At 36.3% G+C, this 24,346-nt stretch carries 22 protein-coding genes and 1 other RNA gene; 6 read left to right on the top strand and 17 right to left on the bottom strand.

Translation table 11 applies throughout. From position 1 onward, the window contains the following. Position 1: 1 nt before the first annotated feature. From trpD to LK994_RS11900, 3 genes are read right to left on the bottom strand one after another with little or no spacing between them, the layout of a single operon-like run. Complete coding sequence (gene trpD, locus LK994_RS11910; protein ID WP_229760308.1) at positions 2-988, bottom strand: anthranilate phosphoribosyltransferase; 987 nt, start codon at positions 986-988, stop codon at positions 2-4. Between the two features lie 4 nt (positions 989-992). Next, positions 993-1,562 (bottom strand): anthranilate synthase component II, encoded by a 570-nt coding sequence (locus LK994_RS11905; RefSeq protein WP_229760307.1) that lies wholly within the window; start codon positions 1,560-1,562, stop codon positions 993-995. 1 nt (position 1,563) lies between these two features. Beyond that, positions 1,564-2,982 (bottom strand): anthranilate synthase component I family protein, encoded by a 1,419-nt coding sequence (locus tag LK994_RS11900; protein WP_229760306.1) that lies wholly within the window; start codon positions 2,980-2,982, stop codon positions 1,564-1,566. A 292-nt stretch (positions 2,983-3,274) separates the two neighbouring features. On the opposite strand from LK994_RS11900, the gene LK994_RS11895 reads away from it, so the two are divergent. From LK994_RS11895 to LK994_RS11885, 3 genes are all read left to right on the top strand, one after another. Beyond that, a complete protein-coding gene (locus LK994_RS11895; protein WP_229760305.1) occupies positions 3,275-3,562 on the top strand; it encodes a GNAT family N-acetyltransferase in 288 nt (95 codons plus the stop codon). Between the two features lie 37 nt (positions 3,563-3,599). Next, positions 3,600-4,229 (top strand): NAD(P)-dependent oxidoreductase, encoded by a 630-nt coding sequence (locus LK994_RS11890; protein WP_229760304.1) that lies wholly within the window; start codon positions 3,600-3,602, stop codon positions 4,227-4,229. Positions 4,230-4,304: 75 nt separating this feature from the next. Next, the gene (locus tag LK994_RS11885) at positions 4,305-4,712 is read left to right on the top strand and encodes a hypothetical protein (protein ID WP_229760303.1); all 408 of its coding nucleotides are present in this window, start codon (positions 4,305-4,307) and stop codon (positions 4,710-4,712) included. 72 nt (positions 4,713-4,784) lie between these two features. Here the strand turns inward: LK994_RS11885 and LK994_RS11880 are convergent, their stop codons facing one another. The 4 genes from LK994_RS11880 to LK994_RS11865 form a co-directional block, all read right to left on the bottom strand. Continuing rightward, positions 4,785-5,243: an energy transducer TonB gene (locus LK994_RS11880; RefSeq protein ID WP_229760302.1), complete on the bottom strand. Its 459-nt coding sequence runs from the start codon at positions 5,241-5,243 to the stop codon at positions 4,785-4,787. Further along, positions 5,244-5,897, bottom strand: coding sequence for a fructose-6-phosphate aldolase (fsa, locus tag LK994_RS11875; protein WP_229760301.1), 654 nt, complete (start codon positions 5,895-5,897; stop codon positions 5,244-5,246). A gap of 155 nt (positions 5,898-6,052) precedes the next feature. Further along, positions 6,053-6,151: signal recognition particle sRNA small type (gene ffs / locus LK994_RS11870), an RNA gene on the bottom strand. A 100-nt stretch (positions 6,152-6,251) separates the two neighbouring features. Beyond that, positions 6,252-7,553: a type IX secretion system plug protein gene (locus LK994_RS11865; RefSeq protein WP_229760300.1), complete on the bottom strand. Its 1,302-nt coding sequence runs from the start codon at positions 7,551-7,553 to the stop codon at positions 6,252-6,254. 106 nt (positions 7,554-7,659) lie between these two features. On the opposite strand from LK994_RS11865, the gene LK994_RS11860 reads away from it, so the two are divergent. After that, positions 7,660-8,889 carry an ABC transporter permease gene (locus LK994_RS11860; RefSeq protein ID WP_229760299.1) on the top strand — a complete coding sequence of 410 codons (1,230 nt, stop codon included), beginning with the start codon at positions 7,660-7,662 and terminating at the stop codon, positions 8,887-8,889. Here LK994_RS11860 and LK994_RS11855 read toward each other — a convergent pair. Further along, on the bottom strand, positions 8,882-9,622 hold the full coding sequence (locus tag LK994_RS11855; protein WP_229760298.1) for a TrmH family RNA methyltransferase: 741 nt from the start codon (positions 9,620-9,622) through the stop codon (positions 8,882-8,884). The genes LK994_RS11860 and LK994_RS11855 overlap by 8 nt on opposite strands. Positions 9,623-9,640: 18 nt before the next feature. On the opposite strand from LK994_RS11855, the gene tamL reads away from it, so the two are divergent. Continuing rightward, positions 9,641-12,106, top strand: a complete 2,466-nt coding sequence (gene tamL / locus LK994_RS11850; protein WP_229760297.1) for a translocation and assembly module lipoprotein TamL — start codon at positions 9,641-9,643, stop codon at positions 12,104-12,106. Here the strand turns inward: tamL and truB are convergent. From truB to LK994_RS11820, 6 genes are all read right to left on the bottom strand, one after another. Then, positions 12,103-12,891: a tRNA pseudouridine(55) synthase TruB gene (gene truB / locus LK994_RS11845; RefSeq protein ID WP_229760296.1), complete on the bottom strand. Its 789-nt coding sequence runs from the start codon at positions 12,889-12,891 to the stop codon at positions 12,103-12,105. The two genes, tamL and truB, sit on opposite strands and share 4 nt — an antisense overlap. A gap of 75 nt (positions 12,892-12,966) precedes the next feature. Further along, positions 12,967-14,304 (bottom strand): DUF58 domain-containing protein, encoded by a 1,338-nt coding sequence (locus LK994_RS11840; RefSeq protein WP_229760295.1) that lies wholly within the window; start codon positions 14,302-14,304, stop codon positions 12,967-12,969. A 3-nt stretch (positions 14,305-14,307) separates the two neighbouring features. Beyond that, entirely contained in the window at positions 14,308-15,285 is a 978-nt protein-coding gene (locus LK994_RS11835; protein ID WP_229760294.1) for an AAA family ATPase, read from the bottom strand. After that, on the bottom strand, positions 15,285-16,502 hold the full coding sequence (locus LK994_RS11830; RefSeq protein ID WP_229760293.1) for a DUF4350 domain-containing protein: 1,218 nt from the start codon (positions 16,500-16,502) through the stop codon (positions 15,285-15,287). Before LK994_RS11830 ends, LK994_RS11835 begins: the two co-directional genes overlap by 1 nt. Next, on the bottom strand, positions 16,503-17,294 hold the full coding sequence (locus LK994_RS11825) for a hypothetical protein (protein ID WP_229760292.1): 792 nt from the start codon (positions 17,292-17,294) through the stop codon (positions 16,503-16,505). It lies immediately after the preceding gene. Next, on the bottom strand, positions 17,294-18,298 hold the full coding sequence (locus tag LK994_RS11820; RefSeq protein ID WP_229760291.1) for a stage II sporulation protein M: 1,005 nt from the start codon (positions 18,296-18,298) through the stop codon (positions 17,294-17,296). The genes LK994_RS11825 and LK994_RS11820 overlap by 1 nt, the downstream gene beginning before the upstream one ends. A 124-nt stretch (positions 18,299-18,422) precedes the next feature. Here LK994_RS11820 and LK994_RS11815 point away from each other — a divergent pair, with 124 nt between their 5' ends. Continuing rightward, positions 18,423-19,199 carry an RDD family protein gene (locus LK994_RS11815; RefSeq protein WP_229760290.1) on the top strand — a complete coding sequence of 259 codons (777 nt, stop codon included), beginning with the start codon at positions 18,423-18,425 and terminating at the stop codon, positions 19,197-19,199. 103 nt (positions 19,200-19,302) lie between these two features. On the opposite strand, the gene LK994_RS11810 is transcribed toward LK994_RS11815, so the two are convergent. From LK994_RS11810 to LK994_RS11800, 3 genes are all read right to left on the bottom strand, one after another. Next, complete coding sequence (locus LK994_RS11810; RefSeq protein WP_229760289.1) at positions 19,303-21,153, bottom strand: glycoside hydrolase family 13 protein; 1,851 nt, start codon at positions 21,151-21,153, stop codon at positions 19,303-19,305. A gap of 5 nt (positions 21,154-21,158) precedes the next feature. Then, positions 21,159-22,676, bottom strand: coding sequence for an MFS transporter (locus LK994_RS11805; protein WP_229760288.1), 1,518 nt, complete (start codon positions 22,674-22,676; stop codon positions 21,159-21,161). A gap of 319 nt (positions 22,677-22,995) precedes the next feature. Next, the gene (locus tag LK994_RS11800; protein WP_229760287.1) at positions 22,996-24,276 is read right to left on the bottom strand and encodes a glucose-1-phosphate adenylyltransferase; all 1,281 of its coding nucleotides are present in this window, start codon (positions 24,274-24,276) and stop codon (positions 22,996-22,998) included. Positions 24,277-24,346 lie beyond the last annotated feature (70 nt).

Raw genomic sequence — 24,346 nt, 5'->3', positions numbered from 1 at the left:
CTTAACCTACTAATTTTTGTAAAACTTTTAATGCACTACCACTTTCCAAGCTATTAACTGCTAATTGATAACATTCTTCGTAGTTGCTATACTTGCCAGTACATTGCAATGCCATGGCTGAGTTAGCTAGTACCACTGCATTTTGAGACCATGTGCCTTCTCCTTTCAAAATATTTAAAAATATTTTTGCGGCAGCTTCTACAGAATCACCTCCATGAATATCTTCAGGTTTTACAGTTCTTTTGCCTAAAAATTCAGCAGTCAATATTTTTTCTCCTTCATTGGTGATCACTTTGGTATCTCCTGTCAAAGAGATTTCATCATAGCCATCAAGGCTATGGATGATGGTGAAATTATTAGCTGTCTGTTGTAATAAATAATTATAGATCCTTGCCATTTCGAGGTTGTATACACCTACTAATTGATGCTTTGGAAAAGCAGGATTAACCATTGGTCCGAGCATATTAAAAAAAGTACGTATGCCTAAATTTTTTCTGATTGGCCCTACAGCTTTTAATGCCGGGTGAAAAAGAGGTGCATGTAAAAAACAAATATTACATGTTTCAATTTCTCTTTTTAGTGTATCGGCATCGTTTTTGAATTTATAGCCTAACTGTTCCATTACGTTGCTGCTTCCGCTGATAGATGATGCTCCGTAATTACCATGTTTAGCCACTTTGTTACCGGTGCCGGCAACAATAAAACAACTTAAGGTAGAAATATTGAAAGTATCTTTTCCATCACCACCCGTACCTACTATATCAATTACGTCATTACCGTTAAGGTCAATTTTTACGCACAACTCCTGCAATGCATCTCTGAATCCACTTAATTCATCAATGGTGATGCTCCGCATAAGATATACGGTAACAAAAGATGCGATCTCACTTTCATTGTACACTCCTTTAGAAATATTGATCAATACTTCTTTAGCCTGTGCAGCAGTAAGGCTTTTATATTCGAATAAATGTTGTAGAATCTTTTTCATTACGTTATTGTTTCAACCAGTTCCTTAATATTTTTTCTCCGTCGGGTGTTAATACGCTTTCCGGATGAAATTGTACACCTTGTACATCAAAAGTTTTGTGTTGTAGCCCCATGATGTAACCATTGTCATCTGTGGCTGTGATTGCTAATTCAGTCGGGAAATTTTTATTGCTGACTATCCAGCTATGGTAACGACCTACTTCAAAACTATTCTCTAATCCGTCAAACAATTTTGATGCGACATTTGTCTTTTTAATGTTGGTTGCAACCCCATGATATACCGTACTCAAATTCTCCAACGTGCCACCAAATGCTTCGCCTATTGCCTGATGCCCGAGACATACACCCAGTATTGATTTGCTGGAAGCATATTCTTTGATCAGCGGCAAGAGTAAGCCAGCTTCTTCAGGTATGCCTGGTCCGGGTGATAAAATGATCTTATCATATTCTTTTACTTTTTCTAAAGCGATCTTATCATTACGGTAAACATCTACTTTCTCATGCATGATCTTTTCAACCAAATGAACAAGGTTGTAGGTGAATGAATCGTAATTATCAAATACCAATATCTTCATCTTATATAGTTTGTGCTAATGCAATAGCTTGTTTTAATGCGTTCAATTTATTGTTCACTTCCTGTAATTCGCTTTCGGGTTTACTGGCAGCAACAATGCCTGCACCCGCCTGGCGAATTAATGTATTATTCTTACTTAAAAATGTACGGATCATAATAGCGTGATTACATCTTCCGTCAAAGCCCATAAAGCCTATAGCGCCTCCGTAATAACTTCTTTTTGTTGGTTCAAATTCATTGATCAATTGCATCGCCTTAAATTTAGGCGCACCACTTAGTGTACCTGCAGGAAAACTAACTGCTAATAATTTAAAAGGATTTGTTTCGGCCTGTACAGTGCCTTTTACTTCACTCACCAAATGAATAACATGAGAGTAGTAATTGATCTTTTTGTATTGTGTTACTTCTACTTCATTGCACATTCTGCTTAGGTCGTTTCTTGCAAGATCTACCAGCATCACGTGTTCGGCATTCTCTTTTTCATCTGCTTCTAATTCAATAGCCAATGCTTTATCCTGTTCATCGTTGCCTGTTCTTTTAAACGTACCCGCAATTGGATGAACGATCGCTTTTCCATTCTCCACTATTAACTGACTTTCAGGAGAAGAACCTATCAGTTTATAATCACCATAATCAAAATAAAATAAATATGGACTTGGATTGATGTTTCGTAGTGCCCTGTAAACATTGAATTCATCACCTCTGAATTTCTGTTCAAATTTTCTGCTGAGTACGATCTGGAAAACATCACCTCTGTAACAACTTGCAATTCCTTTCTTTACTATTTGTAAATATTGTTCATCAGTAAGATTAGAGGTTTCTTCTCCAATACTTTCAAATGGGAAGACCGGAACATCTTTACTTTTTATTAAGCTTTCTACTTCATCAATTCTGCTCTCAATTCCCGGGATTAAATTTTCACAAATAAATAATTCATCTTTAAAATGATTGATCGCAATTACATACTGATACAATCTGTAACGCATCAACGGTATTTCTGTACTTTGTTCTTTATGTTCTACACTCAAATTTATCGTATCGAAAAATTGTACCGCATCATAAGTACTGTAACCAAATAAACCCTGGGCTACATTTATTGGTTTGGGTGCATGTTCAGTTACTTCAAATCGTTGCATAAAATCCCATAAATGTTGTGGAACATCCGTTGGATTTGCGATGGTAATTTTTTCAGGAACTTCTCCTGGTAATTTGTATTCGATAATTTTTGTATTGCTTATTTCAATACCGGCAATAGCATTGATACCTATGTAAGAATAACTGTTTTCACCTGCATGAAAATCGGTACTCTCCAACAGTATGGTATCTCTGAATCTGTCTCTCAATCGTAAATAAATACCTACCGGTGTGTAGATATCGGCTAAGAGTTTTTTCGATGTGGTTTCTATTCTTATTTTTTTCATTTTACCTCAATCCGCTGTAACGGAACTTTAGTTTAAAATTCGTTTGTTCTGTTTACTTCCTATTCCCCCTTTAGGGGGTTAAGGGGTATTAAAAAGCCCCAACACAATGTGTCGGGGCTTACGAGTATATTAAATACATATCAATAGCATAGCGACACAAGAATTACCTTGACTGCCACCACCAACTATTGTTATTTGTATTGTTTATTTTCATTTGTTATTGCAAATATGAGTGTGATTTTTTAATTAACCAAAAAATATTTTGATGTATTTTTCCTGAAAATTATATCAAATGCTGATACAACATAAGGAAGAAGGACATAAAGGTTCATTTTATGTAGAAGAAAACGGAAATGTACTTGCAGAAATGACCTACTCAATGACAGGAGACAAATTGCTGATCATTGAACACACAGAAGTTTCTGATGCTTTAAGAGGCAAAAATGTCGGCTATCAGTTGGTGCATTCGGCGGTTGAATTTGCCAGATCTAATCAGCTTAAGATATTACCATTGTGTCCATTTGCAAAATCAGTGTTTAATAAAAAAAAGGATGAGTTCGGCGATGTTCTACGTAACTAAGTAGTATATAGTTTATCTTTATTCAAAGAAAAAATGTATGAAAATTATAATATTTGGAGCAACGGGAATGGTTGGTAGTCGATTGGTGAAACAGGCGTTGCATATGGGACATCAGGTAAGAGCGTTTGGAAGAAATGTGTTTACGGCTGATTTACCTGAAAATGACAACCTGGAGTTGATACAAGGTGCTTTATTTGATGAAAAAGAGGTGTTTACTGCCATAAAAGGATGTGATGCAGTGTTATCTGCATTAGGCGGAGCTCCCAATGGTTTGGATGTTACTCGTAGCCTTGGCATGAAAAATATTGTAACTCAAATGCAGAAAGCAGGTGTAAAACGTATTGTTGGTTTGGGGGGACTTGGAGTGCTGAATGCGGAAGATGATACCTTTCTGTTGGATGCCCCAGACTACCCTGCTCAATATATTCCTGTGGGAAAGGAACATTTAAAGGCTTATGAATTTTTAAAAGCTTCTTCACTGGATTGGACATTTGTTTGTTCTCCGGACATTATTGATGCGGAAGTTACCGGTACATATGTAACCAACGCTGATTATGCGCCTGTCCCTAATGCATATAAAATTAATGTGGGTGATCTTGCCTTGTTTATGTTGACCGAATTAGAAAAAAATGAATATGTAAAGCATCGGGTTGGTATCAGTAATTGAGTAACAACAAAAATTTAACAGATACCAAGACAACCTTTGGCATAGATTTTTCAATCTTACCAAAAAACAAATTCAGTGAAGAAAACAATATTTTCCATTTGTATACTTTTATCGGCATTTGCGAAAGCGCAGACGATTGACAACATCTACGTCAATTTATACACTGACAGTTTAAAAAAAGGGACATACAATTATATCAACATTGACGGTCTTTTATCTAATGGAAGATATTTGCCTTTGGACAGCACACATCTTATTTTTTCTGCTTCTGCAGGTAAATTTTATGGAAATAATTTGTGGCTGGATAAAAGCTTTGCCGGCAATAAAGTAGATTTTAAAGTTGTACTCAAAGCCAACCCGGCTTTATATAAAGAGTTTTCTGTTTTTATAAAAACGAAAGCTGATAATGAACAATTGAAAACAGTAGATGAGATTTTGAATGATGTGAGAAATAAACCGAAATCAAATAAGAAAAAAAATTGAGGTTAAGCTATAAGTAAAAATGCCCGATTCATCTGTAAAGATTTATCGGGCATTTAAATGTATAAAATGTCTTTATTGAACTACAAAAGTTACAGGCTGTTTTCGATAAGCTCTTACTATTCTTCCATTTTGTCTGGCAGGAGTCCATTTAGGTCCTTCTTTAATAATACGTATTACTTCCTCCGCAGTTCCATACCCTGGAGATACATCGGCATTTATTGTACTTACAGAACCATCCATATCTACAATAAATCTTATAACAACTAGATATGAACCCTTTGGTGCTCCATTTTTTATTGGAACCAAAGCATTTAAATTTCGTTGAAGATATTTGGCCCACGCTGATGCTCCTCCTGGAAATTCTGCATCTTTCTCTACTTTGGTAAAAACTATATTGTCTAGACTTTGGGTATCAACTACAGGTGTGGGGTGCATAAAAACACCTGTAGAATCAGTCTGAAGAACAATTTCCTGTGCAGTTATAATATTTGAAAACAATAAAAAAAGAGCCCCTAAAATGTATTTACTCATTTAAGCAAACTTTTTAGCGTCTTCCAAAAATTGCGCTAATCCTATATCTGTCAAAGGATGTTTCAATAAACCTAAGATTGAAGGTAACGGACAAGTGCAAACATCGGCACCGGCTTCAGCACATTTAATAATATGATTTGGATTACGTATTGATGCCGCTAATATTTCTGTTTTGTATCCCTGCATAGAAAATATCTGACGTAACTGATGGATCAGATCCATTCCGTCCCAACCACTATCATCAATTCTTCCGATGAATGGAGAAACATATGTAGCACCTGCTTTTGCAGCAAGTATTGCTTGTCCTGCAGAGAAAATCAAAGTACAGTTTGTTTTAATGCCGTTTTCAGTAAACCATTTGATCGCTTTGATGCCATCTTTGATCATTGGCACTTTTACAATAATATTTGGATGAATTGCAGCTAATTTTTTCCCTTCTGCAATAATGCCATCAAAATCAGTTGAAATAACTTCAGCACTGATATCACCATCTACCATTTCACAAATGGTTTTGTAATGGTTCATAACTGCTTCTTCTCCTTTAATGCCTTCTTTGGCCATTAGAGATGGATTAGTGGTAACACCATCTAATATTCCTAAATCGTTTGCTTCTTTAATTTGTGCCAGGTTGGCTGTGTCTATAAAAAATTTCATATGCCCCTATCCCCTAAAGGGGGATTAGCTTTTTAATTGTGAGTTAAAATTATTCCCTGCAAAAGTAAAATAATTAAAAGTTTTATGTCAATTTTTATTTGATCGGGAAAAAATGGATAAAATGCTGTTATTGGAGATGGTAAACAGGCAAAAAAAAATGGCAAGTTACTTACATCGCACCGCTCAACCACCTACCCTTGCTACCTTCCGGTCCTGGGGGAGTTCAGCAGGAGCTGGTCGTATAAGACTTGCCGGCGCAAAGATAAGGAGAATTGATTTTAAAATGTATTAATTTGGAAATTAGTTATGATTTGAAAATAAAAGGAAATATTCAAAAGCTGATCACCAAATTGTTTAAAAGCTAAACCCAGGTCTGTCTGTTCTTGTATTTATTTTACCAACGCCAATCAACTGATCACTTCTGTCGGTAAATGATTTATAATAAACCAGGATCGTATAATAATTTTCAGTTTCCCAATAATTGCCATCCAATTCGGTATCAAGCGCCGGATTGGTCTTGTCTTTTAACATGTATCCGTAACTGTAATATCCCTGTTTTAAAAACAAACTGCTTTCATACAATCCTTTATCGGGGTTATAGATCATTTTGTTATTTTGAGGAAATGCGTTTTCTGTCAGTTGCCCGATCAGGCATAGTTCTTTGTTTTTATATTCCGCTAAATTCGGCGGAGCAAAACTAAAATGTACTGTGGCATAATCTCCCTGCCAATAAGGATTAACACTTTCATAAGTCGTAACCTGGTAAAGCCCATTAAAATCCTGATAATAGACATAACGTTGATTGCTTCTGTCGGCATCGGTCTTAACAAAAATATCTGTGCTGTTCTTCTTCTTATCTGCACTGTCAATTCTTTCACTTAATAAACGCAGGCTTCTCAGATCGAGCCAGCGCCATTCTTTTCCGCCGGGAAAAACAAAATTGTTTTCAGTGTTATATTCTAAAGTATTGCCTCTGATAAATGTTGGAAAAGCATTGAATTGAGCATTATCCCAACGATAATTTTGCAATACCACTACTTTTATCTGCTGATTAGGATTAAATGCATTTAGTCCGTTTATATTGACTGCAAATTTTATTCGCTGATGTGTATTGAAATTTTGTGGTGTAAAGGGCTGCATCATTTGTGCACTCACTGTACTTCTTGAGTCAAGTACCAGAAGTCGCCTGGTAAAAGCCAGATTAGTAGTATCTCCGTTTAGAAACACCTTTAGTAAATAATTACCGCTTTTTGTAGGTACAGAATTAGCTTCGGGCAAAATAACCTGGTAATGTGTGTAACGGGTAAATGCAATGGATGAGTATCGGTAATTGCTGATCCTTTGTTGAGTAAATCCTTTAATATAATCAAACGGGCTGAGATTTACAGGTTGCCAATCGTAATCACACAACTGATAGGTATAATAGTAACTTTTCACATCCCCGTCAAGATCATCAAAATGTAATTCAAGTCGGTCGTCACTGTTCAATTTATAGATAGGCATACTCAACTGATCGCCATACGTATGTAAACGAACGGTTTTAATATTGGGCAGATAGGTATTTCCGGCGTTTGTTTGAGCCGAACTGATTACCTGGTTGCCCAGTAACCATAAGAAGAAAATAAATTTTATAAACAGAGATTGCAAGTGTTTCATCAAATTGAAATAAAATGGTTTAGTTTTGAAAAACTGATGACAAGATACTTAATTTATCTGCCACACAATCAGTTATCATATTATTGATTGACAAAATTTATGCCGATTGGATATATCAGCGTTCATAGCTAAAAGAATTGCCTTTAACAAGCAGAAAACATTCTCTCGTTTTATAGTACGGCTGGCCGTTGGAGCTACTGCTATCAGTGTGGCTGTAATGATCGTAGCATTAAGTTTTGTAAACGGATTTCAGCAGGTGATCAGCAATAAAGTATTCAGTTTTTGGGGACATATACATGTTCAACAGGATATTGAAGACAGGGCAAACACCGCCGAAGAATATGTTATTACCAAGAATGATACAGTTGAAAATATTATAAAAAGTATTCCTGAGGTTAAGAACGTAGAGCGTTATGCGACAAAATCGGCCATACTCACCTATGGAACAGATATTGAGAGCATATTGTATAAAGGAATAGATTCATCATTTGATTATAGTCGACTCGATCCATTTTTAGTAAAAGGAAAATGGTTATCGTTTGCCGATAGTGGTTATAGTAAAGAGATCGATATCTCAGCTTATACGGCCAAGCAACTTAACGTGAATGTGAATGATACTATTTTGTCATTTTTTATACAACAAGATGGCTCTAAGAGGGCCCGGAAGCTTAAGGTCGTTGGTATTTTTAAAACATCTATTGAAGATTACGACAAACAGTTTGCTATTTGTGATATCAACCTCATTCGTAGAATGAATGATTGGGATGCCAATCAGATCGGTGCGTATGAGGTCTTCTTAAAAGATTATACAAAGATCGATACGATAACCAATCTGATCAAACAACAAACACCGCTTGAATGGAACAGTAAAAGTATCAAGGAGATATATCCTAATATCTTTGACTGGCTTGCTCTACAGAACAGAATCAAATTTATATTGATCTCCATTATGCTGGTAGTGGCTGTGGTAAACCTGATCACTTGTTTATTGATCATTGTATTGGAAAGAACAAAAATGACCGGCGTATTAAAAGCATTGGGGGCAAGCGACTGGACTGTTCAAAAAATATTCTTATACAATACAAGCCTGATCGCAATCGTGGGAATTATTATTGGCACTATACTGGGTGTAGGCATTTGCTTGCTGCAGGAAAAAACAGGATTTATAAAGTTAGATGAAGAAGCGTATTTCATGAGTGAAGCTCATGCACAAATTGTGTGGTGGCAAATATTATTGATAGATATCATCACATTGGCAATTTGTTTCGCTACATTGATCATTCCTTCTATATTGGTAAAAAAAATAAAAGCTATACGGGCTATACAATTCAGATAATATGTGACAATATAATACCCGTTGCTACAGCAGCATTCAATGATTCGGCCTCTCCTATTTTAGGAATAGTAATTTTTTCAAAAGCAATATTCATTAATTCTGCACTAATGCCTTTTGATTCGTTGCCTATTAAGATGATCCCTTCTTTCAGGTCTTTTATTTCATTAACTTTTTTACCGTCAAGTGCTGCGGCGTATACTTTAATGTCGTCATTCTTGTCGATCCAATCAACCAGGTCTGTATAAATAATATTTACCCTGCTCAAACTCCCCATGGTACTTTGTACTACTTTGGGGTTATACATTTCTGTAGTGTTTTTTGAGCAGATGATATTTTCAATGCCAAACCAATCGGCTATCCGAATGATCGTACCCAGGTTTCCGGGATCCTGGATAGTGTCCAACATCAAATTTATTTTGCCTTTTGCAGCAACTTTCTCTGTTGTAGACTTTGAAAAAATAGCCAATACTTCATTAGGAGTTGATAATGCACTGATCTTTTCTAATTCAATATCAGTTATGACCTGGATCGGTTCTTTGTAATTTTTTTTTACTGTCGATTTATATTGTACCTCCCAGTTGTAGGTACAAAACAGGGTTTTACACTCAAACTTTTCAGATTGCAATAATTCTAACACTACCTTAGTACCTTCGCCAATAAATACTCCCTCAATATCTCTTGATTTTTTGTGGTGTAAACTTTGAATATATTTGGTATATGTTTTGCTTAACATCGTTTTTTAAAGATTTGTATGCTCGTTAATTTTTTTAATAAATCCGGATTTATAAATAGCCTGAAAAGTATTGCATTGTTAGCTGTACTTTTTTCTTCCTGTACCATTCCGAAAAAATACCAAAAAGATAAACCGTTTTTATTTAGCAATGATATTAAAGTTATCGGACAAAATTTAAGCAAAGATGAAAAAATAGCTATCAAAACAAGATTAGAGGCTCAATTAGATGATAGTGCAAGAGTGATAAAAACAGACAAATTTTTAGTATTTCACTATATCAATCAACCGCCGGTATTTGATACAGCTTATGCCGGAGCATCTGCAAGAAACATGAAAGCATCGATGGTGCATATTGGATATTACAATTCTATCGCTACTTATAAGGTTGATACGATCACTAAAAAAAATCAAAAAAGGGTTTCTGTTGCTTACAGTGTAGAAACCGGTCCTCCAACATTGATTGACACTATTGGCTATCAATTAAAAAAAGAAGATCTGCAGCAATTGGCCTTAAAGACGATCAATAAATCTTTCTTGAAAAAAGGAAGACCGGTTACTAAGGTGGATATCAATGCAGAAAATGCCCGACTTGTTGATCTTTATCGTAATAATGGATACTTTAAATTCAGTTCGGATGACCTGCAATTACTGGGAGACACTACCATTGCATCATTAACCACTATCAGTGATGATCCTTTTGAAAGTTTACGTTTATTGGCAGAAGCACAACAACAAAGAAATAAGCCAACCATCAAGCTGCAGATGGTGCTTAATCCTGCCACAGACACGAATAAACTGAAGCAGTATTATATCGATAATATTTACATTTACCCGGATTTTTATAGTACAAGTTCTGTACGTCAACCTAAGTTTACCAGTGATACTGTGAAAGGGTACACTATTTTTCACAGAAGAAAATTATTCAAAAACAGTTTTCTTTTGAGTAATATGGCTTTTGAAAAGGGAGACCTTTACAAGCAGGATGATTATATCCGAACGATCAATAATTTTTCTAAGACAGGGGTATGGCAAAGCATAAATATTCAGGCCATTGAAGCCAAGGATAGCACGGGAAAACTTGACATGAATATTCAATTACTGCCTTCCAAAAAATATGGATTTGAAGCCAATATCGAAACAAGCTATTCTACCAACAATAACTATTCGTTGGGTAATCTGCTCGGATTTTCTGTCAACTCATCTTTACAGGATAGAAATATTGGAAAGGTTGGCGTTAAGATGACACATGCACTTCATGCCGGGGTAGAGTTTAACGTTAGTAAGAATAAAAGTACCAATGGATTGATCAATTCTAATGAAGTTGGCTATACCAATACAATTTCGATCCCTAAATTGGGATGGCCTTTCAGAACAGAGAAAGGAGAAAGATCTGATTTCTGGGATACAAGAAATAAGACAGCTCAACAAACATTTATTAATACCAGTTTATCTTATACCAACAGAATTGATCTATTCAATTTACAATCTTTAGGGTTGGCAGTAGGGTATAGTTGGAACAATAAGAAAAATGGCAACTGGGTATTAAAATTATTGAATGTTGAATTTTCGAGGTTGTACAATGAATCTAAAAGTTTTTCAGATACGCTTGCTAAGTATCCTTACTTGAAATATTCTTTTAAAACAGCATTGGTAATTGGTACCAGTGTTAGCTACACGTATAATTATGGTACCGCAAAAAATTTGAGTACAATAAAAATAAATGTGGAAGAATCGGGGCATCCCTTATTTTTCCCATTGGCACAATCCGGCATCTTTGAAAAATATTTACGTCAATTTGCTAAAGGAGATTTTGAATTTACTAAGACTATCAGTAAAAATAAATCGGCTAATGTCTTTCGTTTTTTTGTGGGAGTGGGTTGGCCATATGGAAAACAGGATTCTTCACTACCCTTCTTTAAGCAATATTTTGCCGGCGGCTCAAATAGTATGAGAGGTTGGCCAATTCGTGGTATCGGCCAGGGAGCAAGACCATTGGCGCCTTATGGAAGTGGAAATAATTTTAATGACAGAACAGGTGATGTAAGAATAGAAGGTAATTATGAGAACAGGCATAATCTCTGGCAAATAATCCCTAATTCGGTTACATTAAAAGGAGCCTTTTTTATAGATGCAGGTAACATCTGGAATTTTAAAAATACAAAAACTGGTGGAGGCCCGGATAGTTTACAGTTTGATTTTTCTAATTTGTATAAACAATTAGGTGTTTCTGCAGGCTATGGATTCAGGTTGGATTTTAATTATTTCCTCATCCGATTTGATCTTGGCTTCAGATTTAAAAAACCGGATGTTGCTAAAAATGCAGGATGGCAGTTGCCAAATATTTTCTCTTTTAATAATTTATTCAAACGTGGAGTAAATGTACCCGATCCTTTGAATCCGGGAAAAACATATAATGATGAACGCTATAAAAAATGGCGGTACGAGAATTTCAATTTTACAATTGGTATAAGTTATCCGTTCTAATTAACTGCTGGATATAATTCTTTCGTTAAATCATCCATATCAATAGCGTCAGCAGCGTTGAATTCTCCTATCTTCGTACGGCGGAGACTGCTTAAATACCCCCCACAGCCCAATGCTGCCCCAAAATCGTTTGCCAAACTGCGTATATACGTTCCTGTTGAACACGTTACTTTAAAGTCAACAACAGGTAAAGCAATATGGGTGATCTCAAAACTATGAATAGTTATTTTCCTTGATTTCAATTCCACCTCCTCTCCTCGCCTGGCTAATTCATATAAAGCCACCCCATCTTTTTTTATGGCGGAATATATGGGAGGATACTGATCTATTTCACCGATGAATTTTTTTGTAGCATTCTGCAGCATTTCATTGGTAATAAATGAATAATCTTTTTCCTGTTCAGGCTTACTTTCCAGATCGTATGTTGGGGTAACTGCCCCGAGTGTGATACTGCCGGTATATTCCTTTTGTTGTGCCATAAATTCATTGATCTTTTTGGTGAATTTACCAGTGCATACAATCAAGAGACCGGTAGCTAAAGGATCCAGTGTACCGGCATGACCAATTTTTTTGATCTGAAGCAGCCCACGTAATTTACGTACAACATCAAATGATGTCCAATGCAGCGGCTTGTCAATTAAAATAACTTTACCTTCAGCATATGGCAATTGAATGGCAGGGTCAATAGGGATACGTTCTTTTCGTTCCTGTCTGACTGGGGCTTCGCCTCCTGCCTCAATGATCCGGTTGGTATATCTTTCTCTGTATGATCCTTTTTTTGCCACAGTTAATGTTTTCGCAAAAGTACTATTTGAAACGGCAATGGAGAAATGTTAATCAGATACCGTAGAGTATGAAAATCAAATCGCTTGTCTGGTCTTTAATTCAAGATATTTATTGATCGTGTTGATGGTTAAATGTTCAGGCGAAGTAAGGATAGATAAAATGCCATGCTTCTGTAATTCTTTTACGATCAATCTCTTTTCGAAGGCAAATTTTTCTGCAATGGTTTTAATATACACTTCTTCTGTATTGGAGGCAGAGATAGATGAGAGTTCTTTCAATTCCGTATTTTCAAAAAATACAACCATCAGCAAATGATGCCTGGCAATGGAACGCAAATAGTTCAATTGTCTTTTTAAACCTGATAGCGATTCGAAATTTGTAAACAATATAAGCAGGCTACGATGCTTGATACGACTGCGTATTTGCATATACAACATTTCATAATCGCTTTCAAGATAACTTGTTTCCTCTTTGAATAAAAGTTCTGAAATATGACTTCGCTGGATCGGCTTTCTGTCAGCCGCCAGCAGTGTCCCCATTTTATTAGCAAAGGTTATCAGGCCTACTCTATCTTGTTTTTGTAAACAGACATTACTTAAAACCAGTGTGCTGTTAATAGCGTAGTCTAGTAAACTAAGTCCGTTAAATGGCATCTTCATCAAACGCCCCTTGTCTATGATACAATACACCTGTTGACTTCTTTCGTCGGTATAATTATTTACCATTAACGAAGTTTTACGTGCAGTAGCTTTCCAGTTAATGCTGCGAATATCGTCTCCCCTCACGTATTCCTTTATCTGTTCAAATTCCATGCTATGGCCAATTTTGCGCATGCGTTTATTGCCATTTTCAGATTGTATTGTAGTTTGAGAAATCAATTCGTATTTGCGTAATTGCATAAATGAAGGGAACACCTCGACGGTCATTTCTGCCTCAACATTGTGCCTACGCATCAATAAACCTAGCAGGGATCTAACGTAGATAATGATATCACCAAAATGATATTCGCCCCTTTCGGTAGGCCGTATGGTATAAGCCATGTTTTTTTGCTGGCCGGCTTTGAAAGATTGTTTTAATATAAAATCTCTTTTTTGAAACTGCACCGGTAATTCGTCAATGATTTCCATCATCACTTCAAAACGCATCCGATTGGTTACCTGTAATGAAACTTTATTGGTGTCGCCATTGCTCAAACGTTCTGCCACTATACGTTTGGCAGCTGGTGAGCTTCCTCCGAAAAATAAAAAAATGTAATCAAAAAATATTAGTGCTGCGATTGTATATAAAATGATCTTAACTGGCTGATACAATGCTGGTACAAAAAATGAGATAACAAACAATACAATGCATCCTCCCACCACGATATAAAAACGTGCTGGTAAAAAAAGGTTGCCTATGTATTTTTTGATCATATCTTATCTGGGTACTTCTATTGATTTAAGAATGGTGTCGATCAGATCATCTGCTGTAATGCCTTCCATTTCCTTTTCTGGAGTGAGAATGATACGATGGCGTAACACCGGGAATGCCATATCCACTATGTCTTCCGGAGTTACAAAATCTCTTCCTTTGATCGCAGCATTGGCTTTTGCTGCTTTCAATATTGCCAATGAAGCTCTTGGCGATGCACCTAAAAACAATGCAGGATTGTTACGGGTCTCATTCACAATTTTTGCGATGAATTCTATTAAACGAGGTTCTACAATTACTGATTGTATCAATGTTCTATATTCACGTATGGCTGAAGCAGATAATATTTTATTTACATCGGTCAATAATTGTGATTGCAGTTTGCCGTGTTGATTATTTAAGATGGTAATCTCATCAGCCAGGCTTGGATATTGCACATCAATTTTAAAAATAAAGCGATCCAGTTGTGCTTCAGGTAATCGATAGGTACCTTCCTGCTCAACAGGATTTTGTGTAGCTAAAATAATAAATGGAAAACGCATTTCGTGTGTTACGCCATCTACGGTGATCTGCCTTTCTTCCATTACTTCAAATAAAGCAGCTTGTGTTTTTGCCGGAGCCCGGTTGATCTCATCTATTAAAACAATGTTGCTGAATATTGGCCCTGCTTTAAAACTGAAATCACTTTCTTTTGGATTGAATACAGATGTTCCGATCACATCACTAGGCATCAGGTCGGGAGTAAACTGTATCCTGGAAAAGTCTACATCTATGATCTTCGCCAGCAGTTTTGCCGTAAGCGTTTTAGCTACACCTGGCACCCCCTCTATCAGAATGTGTCCGTCACTTAATAAGCCAATCATCAATAGGTCGAGCATTTTATGCTGACCAACGATCACTTTACTTATTTCGTTGCGGATATTATCTACAGCATTATTAAGACCGGAAAGATCAATGCGTTGCTGAAAAATATTTTCTTCCATTATATTTTAGTTTTATTAAAGTGTTCAATTTGATTGTTTAATGACAATAACTGATGATCGCTTACATCAAAATTATTTTGAATCTGGTGAATTGTTTTAAATAGTTTTTTAGTCTTTTCGATCGATACATTACTTTTTCTGCTTACAGTATCAATAAACTCGTCATTCAGATGATTGGTATTCAAAAAGTATTGTGTACGGATCTGTTCAAAAAAATACAAGATCATTTTATCGGCAATATTTCGATTGTTCTTACTCTGTAAATATAATCTTCCTATAGTTTCAGTAAAAGCTACTGTTGTGTTAATATTGGGTTTTACTACCTCGATGATCCTTTGTCTTCGTTTGCCTCCAAACAATATATATAAGGCTAACAACAGTAAAGTAAGCCATAGGGCCCATTTTAAAGGCGGGTATTTTGTCAGCATAGCAAAAGTACCCTCTTCCGACTCTCCATCACTTGTAGCATAATTTTTCTTACAATAGAAATCATCCCAAAAAACCTGCTCCGGGTTTTCATTGGTAAATGCCAATGCCTGTTGCAGGTATTTGTAATTACTTTTCTGTAATAAAAAATAATTGCTGAAAGCTTTGGGTTCCAGGTGTAAATAGAATCTTCCTTTTCCATGAAAGAGCAGAATGAAATTAGGCTTGCCATTTTGATTGACACCCAATACTCTTGATTGTGCTGTGTCGTACTTCAGAAATTTATTATCAAGCGGATAATAAAAATAACTGTATTTGGTGGAGTCATTAAACAAGGAAGGTTCAAGTCCTACATGTGTATAGTTCATCAACTCAGGCACAACATATGGCATGTCCTGAGATTCAGTAGTGCTGCAACCAAGTGTATCCAGTAATTTTTTGTCAATATTATTTCCAGAAATAAACATGGTATTGCCGGCATAAACATATTGTAGCATAGCTGTGACATCAGCCTTTGTTAAAAACACATTATTACTGATCGAAACATATAAAGCTTTTGTGTCAGAAATTTCACTCCAGGTAGTTTGGAAATTTTGCCGTTTAATAAAGATCGTATTGTGTGGATAAAGCTGCTCCATCTGGTTGTAAGTGATATAAGTACCAAAAGGAGTCTTATCTTTTTTTTCGAAAGTTTCAGTTAATACAGGTAGTTTAGATGGTTGCTGATTGCATGCAGCCACCATCACAATAGTGATAAATAGAAAAATATAATATCGTATAAATTGCGGCAACTATAATTGATTATGAAAGTGTTGAAACGTTGTTTTTAATTTTATATAGATCAGTTCATCTATCTCAAATTCTCCATACCATACATACTCATAATTCAAAGTGAGTGCTGCAAAATCTTTCTTATATGGTTTTGACATAAGCTCTCTTCGATATTGATCATTGGTTTTATCAGCGGCAAATACTATTGCACCAGATGCTGAAAGTTTTTGTAGTGTTTGCAGATATAAATATCTGATCGCTAAACGATAATTTTTATCAGCAACTGCCAAGGCGATCAGTTTTTCATAATCTCCATCAATCGAGACTTCTTCTTCCTCAGGTAATGTATTGATATCATTTTTAATTGCTGGCCGTTGAAAAAATCCTTTGGTAAAAAATAATTTATACAGGATGATCAATACAAATGAAATGGCCAATATCCAAAAAGCAGTATGCGTAATAGGAGATTCAAAAAAACGTTCTATCCAGCCTTTCTCAGGAGGTTTTATATCGGCATTGAATTCCTGCTTTCTCTGCATGGATTTTAAGATACTATCCAGATTTTTAGCATAAGCAAAAGCTTCGCTTTTTTTATATTGATTTATCGAATCTCTTGACACCAATTTTTCCGTCGCATACAAAGTAGTGTCGGGTTCTGCTGCATAAATGAATTTCTCTGTATTTTCTGAATTTTCTTTGGGAGGCTCTTCTATGCTTGAAACAACAGTATCTACCGTAATGTCCTGTGCAGTAGAGTAAATGCTGCACAATAATAATAGTAAAAATGATATGATGAATTTTGATCGGGGCATTAAATGGCAGCAGGAGTTTTTAAAAAACCACCGGTTGATACCTGATAGCCCTTTTTATGTAACTGAATAGGAAGAATTACAAAATACCAAACGATAAATACCAACGAAAGAAACAGGATCAAACCGCTACCCCACACGGGTAAGCCGATATTGTTATGCTTATCATATGTGTTACTCATTAAATGTGTAACATAACTTTCAAAAAATGCGGCTAAAATAAAAATAGGAACCAATACGATCATTACTTTTAATGCATCTTTTACCCCTCGCCTGAAAGATATCGATCTTGAATAGGTACCCGGAAAAAGAATTCCGTTGGCGATAATGAAACCTGCGGTAGATGCTACTACAAAGGATAGTATCTCCAGCGTGCCATGCACCCATATTACCATTACTGACTGTATACCTAAGCCTTTGGCAAAAAACATGTATTGAAAGCAGCCTAACATTAAACCATTTTGCCACATAGAAAATAGTGTGCCGGCGCCACAAAGAATACCTCCTATTGCCATGAGGAAGGCCACAAAAATATTGTTCATGGCAATATGTACGAACATAGTAAAAGGGTTATCGCTTTTATACACGCCAAACGGATCTCCGTTTGCAATATTTTCTTCTGTCATATTTACGTAGGCATCGCCTAGTACTCCACGGATGAAACCAGGTTCTTTTATAGAACCGAATACACCAATGGCTACAAACAGTAAGAATACCAGAAATGTAAATAATAATATCCGGTGATACCGTTTAAAAAGCAGCGGTAATTCGTATTTCCAGAAAATAAAAAAGCGGTTGTATTTTTCTTTCTTGTTTTGGTAAATATTTAGGTAGATAGAAGCGGCTATCGAATTTATCCAACGGGTAACTTTACTTTTAGGGTAAAACGTTTTGGCATAAGACAGGTCATCAACCAATGTTACAAAACGTTCGGCTGTTTCATCGGGGTCAGTAGATTCGGAATGTTGGTATTCATTCCATTTGTCTACATTCTTTTTTATGAACATTGCCTCACGCATTTAACAAATTTACTGATTGCAGTTTAAAAATGGTCAATTCGTAAAAATTGTACGCAAGATTTTTTCGTAAAAAAGTTCATCTGTAAACAGCAATCTGTAATTTGCAAGAGTTATGCCGCTGATACAAATAGCCACCCCTTTCAATATTGATATTGAATTTGAAATTGCAGAGTTTCATAAAAGGCTATTTGCGTATATGATAGACTTTTTCTTGCTGATCATTTATCTGTTCAGTATGATATATGTGCTTTTTGGAGGCTTCAGTCTTGGCGAAGGCAGTATAGGCTTCGTGTTTCTTGTTATTTTTATTCCGATGATCTTTTATACACTGCTTACAGAATTGTGGCTGAACGGGCAAACGATCGGTAAAAAGATCTTTAAAATCAAAGTAGTAAGTCTGGATGGTGGTGAGCCGACGCTTAGTCAGTATCTCTTAAGATGGTTTATGCGTTTTTACGAATGGGGGTTTATAGTATTCTTTTTGTTTTGGGGAAATGCCACCTGGGGCTTTATGATCCTTTTTCTTGGAGGGATCACTTCCATAATTATCATATCTGCTTCAAAAAACAATCAGCGTATAGGCGATATAGTTGCTGGTACTGTTGTGGTGAATACTAGATCTAACCTTACCGTACATGATACAATATTCATGAACCTAACCGAACAAGGATATAAAGTAAAATTCCCTCAAGCAATTACATTAAGCGATCGGGATATCAATACCATTAAAAATGTATTAACGCAAGCGGAGAAATCCAACAATCATCAAATGTGTAATCGGGTGGCAACAAAAGTAAAAGATGTATTGGAGATAACTACCGATATGTATGCTATGGATTTTTTAGAAAGAATTATGGCCGATTATAATTACCTGGCCACCAGAGAATAGAGCCGATGTGCTGATTTGTTGATTTGGTGATTTGAATGTGACGGATTTTCTAAATCTTGATATCCATACATTTTCAAATCACCAAATCTTCAAATTGAATGTATTATTTCTGCAATTCCAACACAACAGCCTGATACGACCCCAGTTTAAAATCTTTTAGATCGCTTTGTTTTTTAGTATACACGTCGAGCATTTTGGTAAAGCCGGCAGTACGTTCCGTATATTTATTTACCGAAATAGTTTTCTCTTCTTTGGCAGTATTCATCACGATCATCACCGTTTGTTTAGCATCGTATCTGAAATACACATACACGCCATCTTCAGGTAAGAACTGCATCATTTTACCGGTGGTAAGCGCAGATGATCCCATTCTGTAATTAGCTAGCGTTGCTACATATTGCCAGATGGTTTGTTCCTGTTGGCTTCTTCCTTTAATTGTAAATTTATTCACGGAATCACCTTTCCATCCGCCTATAAAATCCTGACGGACATATCCGTCGTTAGGAGATGTAAACCCTGTCATGCCAATTTCATCACCATAATACAATTGAGGAATACCACGGCACGTCATCAACCATGCTAAAGATGATTTGTATTTATCCATATTTCCTCCAATGGTAGAAAAGAAACGGCTCAGGTCATGGTTATCTAAAAATATCACTTGTCTTGTCGGATCTTTATAAACAAAATCCTGCGCAAGCGTAGTATATAGTTTATTGATACCATCATCCCATCCAAAATCTCTTGTCATGGCATCTTGTATAGCCCATAACGTTTGAAAATCGGTAGTAGCCTGCAAATTACTTTTGTATGGAATATTATAAGTATTCTGACAGAAGAAGCTTTGATTGATCACACCATGCACCCATGTTTCGCCAAACAGAGTGATCTTGGGGTATTCGTTCATTAATGCCTGGTTACACTTATTCATAAATTCCAGATCATTATATGCATATGTATCAATACGCCATCCGTCAATTCCAAATTCCTCTACAGTCCACAAAGCGTGCTGTATTAAAAAGTTTGCAACAAAAGGATTACGTTCATTCAGATCAGGCATCTCTTTCGTGAACCAGCCATCACTCATTATTTTCTTTTGTGATGGAGCTGCATACGGATCAAACAATGTCTGGTCTTTATAAGATGTATTGGTATAGTTATCCCATTGATTCAGCCAGTCTTTCATTGGAGGATCAAGAACAGTTAAATGAAATCTGCCCACATGATTATACACTGCGTCTTGAATGATCTTCATTCCTCTTTTGTGGATAGCTTCTATCAATTGATGATACGCCTGTTCTCCACCAAGTCTTGGATCTACTTTATAATGATTAGTAAATGCATAACCGTGTTCAGTGCGGTTAGGCATATCATTTTCCCAAATAGGATTTAACCATAAAGTGTTTACCCCCAGGTCTTGTAAATAATCCAAATGGTTACTGATACCTTGTATATCTCCGCCATGCCTGTTGAATACGGTATCTCTGTTCAATGTCTGATCTCTCATGCCTTCTATTCTGTCATTACTCGGATCACCGTTACTGAATCTGTCAGGCATGATCAGGTACATGAGGTCTCTGGAGTTAACCCCCTGAGCATAGGCACTACCGTTACCCTTACGTCTTGGCTTCAATTCAAAATCTATATCAAAAGGATAATTTGCTCTGTTTACTTTAATTTTTATAATGCCGGGTTTTGCTGCAGGAGCAATTGCAATATCTAAAAAAACATAGTTACTGCTTTCAACTATATTGGTCTTAAGAAGTTTTACACCGGGATAATTGATGGTAAAACCACCGGCTGCATTTGCGATCGCATCACCATGGATCATTATCTGTACTTTGTTCCATTTCATACCCGTCCACCAATTGGTAGGATAGCATTTATAACCTGATTGAGCTACTGAGCAAAAGGCAATGAACAACAGGCAATTGGCAATAAAAAGTTTCTTCATAATAATTATTTTTCTTTGATTCGTAAACATAATAAGGCTGCTACTAACATGGAGCATCCTCCTAAAACAATCGATAAAATTGCCTGATCTCCAAAAAGATGTTTAGTGAAGAATCCTAAAAGTGTTGCTGCCAATATTTGTGGAATTACAATAAAGAAATTAAAAATTCCCATGTAAACTCCCATTTTGTGCGACGGCAATGTTTGTGTTAAAATAGAATATGGCATTGATAAAATACTAGACCATGCTAATCCTACACCTGCCATACTAATGATCAATAATTTTTCTTCTTTAAAAATATAGTAAGAGATCAGACCAAGTCCTCCGGCGATCAATGCGATCATATGTGCTTTTGGACGAGAGAATTTTTTAGATAACACCGGTAAAAGGAATGCAAACAAAGCCGCAAAGCCATTATAAGAACCAAACATCACTCCTACCCAATCACCAATTTTATTATATTGAGAAGATGCTGTATCAGTAGTATTATACAAATGCTGTGCTAATGCCGGTGTACTGTATATCCACATAGAGAAAAGGGCAAACCAGGAAAAAAACTGAACAACAGCTAATTTTTTCATGGTGTCAGGTAAAAAATTCAGGTCATCCATTACTTCCACCAAACCATTGTCCATATTGCTTTTGTGAAACAACCCTGCAACCATTTGCAACAGCCCGAAAAAAGCAACCCCACAAGTCAACACATATAATTCTTTCTCTAATTTAACTTCAGTGGTCGTATTATAGAGGTATAAAGCAGCTGTCAATATTCCTCCAATCACCAACCATACCAAACCCTTGTTGAAAAAAGAAGACCAGTTGGATTTTATATTTTTAGCGGTAGATTCATCGTCCAGTACACCAAATGATTTCATTTGTGCCGGAGAATACTCCTGTGTTGTAAAAACCGTATATGCTACTGCGATCACATACACAATGCCGCCGATATAAAATGAATATTTCACTGTATCCGGTAGCTGACCAAGAGGCGCCTGATCGGTGATATCAAATTTTCCTAAAATATATGGAAGCATAGACGAAATAACCGCACCTACTCCAATGAAAAAGCTTTGCATCGCAAAACCGGTTGTTCGCTGATTGTCCGGCAACATATCACCTACAAATGCTCTGAAAGGTTCCATCGAAATATTTATTGATGCATCTAACAGCCACAATAAAACAGCAGCCACCCACAATGCTGCTACGTTAGGAAAGGCAAATAATGCCAATGCAGCTAAAATGGCTCCCACCATAAAATAAGGTCTTCTCCTTCCGAATTTCCCCAACCAGGTCTTATCACTCATATGCCCAATGATAGGCTGCATTATTAATCCTGTTAAAGGCGCTGCGATCCAAAGAATAGGTATCTCTTCGATCTTTGCTCCAAGGGTTTGAAATATTCTGCTGACATTGGCATTCTGTAATCCGAATGCAAATTGAATTCCCAAAAAACCTACACTCATATTCACAATCTGAAATAGGCTTAATCGGGGCTTTTGAATGGCTCCATTTAATTCTGACATAGCAATAGTTTAGAAATGATCGTTTATTCGTGTACAAAATACACATTTTTATTTTACTGCAAAAAAAAACATGTTCAACGGCTGTTAAAGGTGCTGTTTTTCAGGTTTATTGCATAGTTAATTTGTACGCTGGCATAGTACGCTTACTCAACTTCAGCCCCGCTATTCGCTGCTACTCCGGCACAAGGCTTGCGCACAAACCTTCACCGGGGTATCCGCTTCTATCGGGCGTATGAATTCAGCTGTTGAATATGTACGAACATGTATAAAAAAAGCCCTGCATAAACAGGGCTTACATTTTATTCTTTATAAAGTTCTTTTATTGTAACACAAAACCATTTTCAATGATCGCATCTTTTTTAATTACCACAATGCCATCTTTGATAGTATACAAAGAATGATCTCCATTTGGTAAATGATTGCCTCCATTGATACGAACATCATTACCAATACGGCAATGCTTATCTACAATTACATTATTTAAAAAACAACGTTCCCCCACACCAACTTTGGGAATGCCTCTTTCTTCTGCATAAGTAATTTCTTCCAGCGTTTCATACGAGTCGCTACCCATCATATAACATTTGGAGATGGTAGTTCCTTTGCCGATCCTTGTACGAATACCGATCACACTATCCTCAATTCTGGAAGCATGAATGATACAACCATCTGCAATGATCGTTCGTTCTAATGTAGTACCGCTAATTTTTGCAGGCGGTAGCATACGGGAGCGGCTGTAAATTGTTTTTGCGTTATCAAACAAATTGAATTCAGGAATATCTTTTGTCAAAGCCAGGTTCGCCTCAAAGAAAGAATGGATATTTCCAATATCTGTCCAGTAACCGTCGTATTGAAAACTAAGCACTTTGTATTTACTGATAGAATCCGGAATGATCTCTTTACCAAAGTCTGTGGCTTTACCATGTTCCTCTTCTAACAAACTGAATAATAATTTTCTGCTGAAAATATAAATACCCATTGATGCCAGATAATTTCGTCCGGTTGCTTTCATTGCATCACCGGTATCACTTACCCATTCAGGCAATAACTCTGCAGCAGGCTTTTCTATAAATGAAGTGATCACCCCTTCGTTATTAGATTTTAATATACCAAACTCTGTGGCCTCTCTGGCTGTTACGGGTATGGTGGCAATAGTAATATCGGCATTTCGTTTTTTATGATTTTCTATCATTTCGGTAAAATCCATCTGGTAGAGTTGATCGCCGGATAATATCAATACATAGTCGTAATCATAACTGCGTATATGCCTTAACGATTGTCTTACCGCATCAGCTGTTCCCTGGAACCATTTCGGATTATCCGGGGTTTGTTCTGCTGCCAGAATATCAACAAAACCGCTACTGAAAATACTGAACTGATAAGTGTTCTTGATATGCTTGTTCAAAGAAGCAGAATTGAATTGTGTCAATACCATAATTCTGTTGATACCAGAGTTGATACAATTTGAAATAGGAATATCAACCAATCTGTATTTTCCTGCAATCGGTACCGCAGGTTTACTTCTGCTGGCAGTTAAAGGATATAATCTTGTTCCGGCTCCTCCGCCTAAAACTATTGATATTACTGATTTTCCTATCATTGTGATACTGTTTTATATAGAAATTAATAAGCGTTTAAAATTACGGTATAAAGTTTATTGCTTGAAATAT

Source organism: Ferruginibacter lapsinanis (assembly GCF_020783315.1).
Classification (GTDB): Bacteria; Bacteroidota; Bacteroidia; order Chitinophagales; family Chitinophagaceae; genus Ferruginibacter; species Ferruginibacter lapsinanis.
This window is presented reverse-complemented; position numbering and strand designations above follow the sequence as displayed.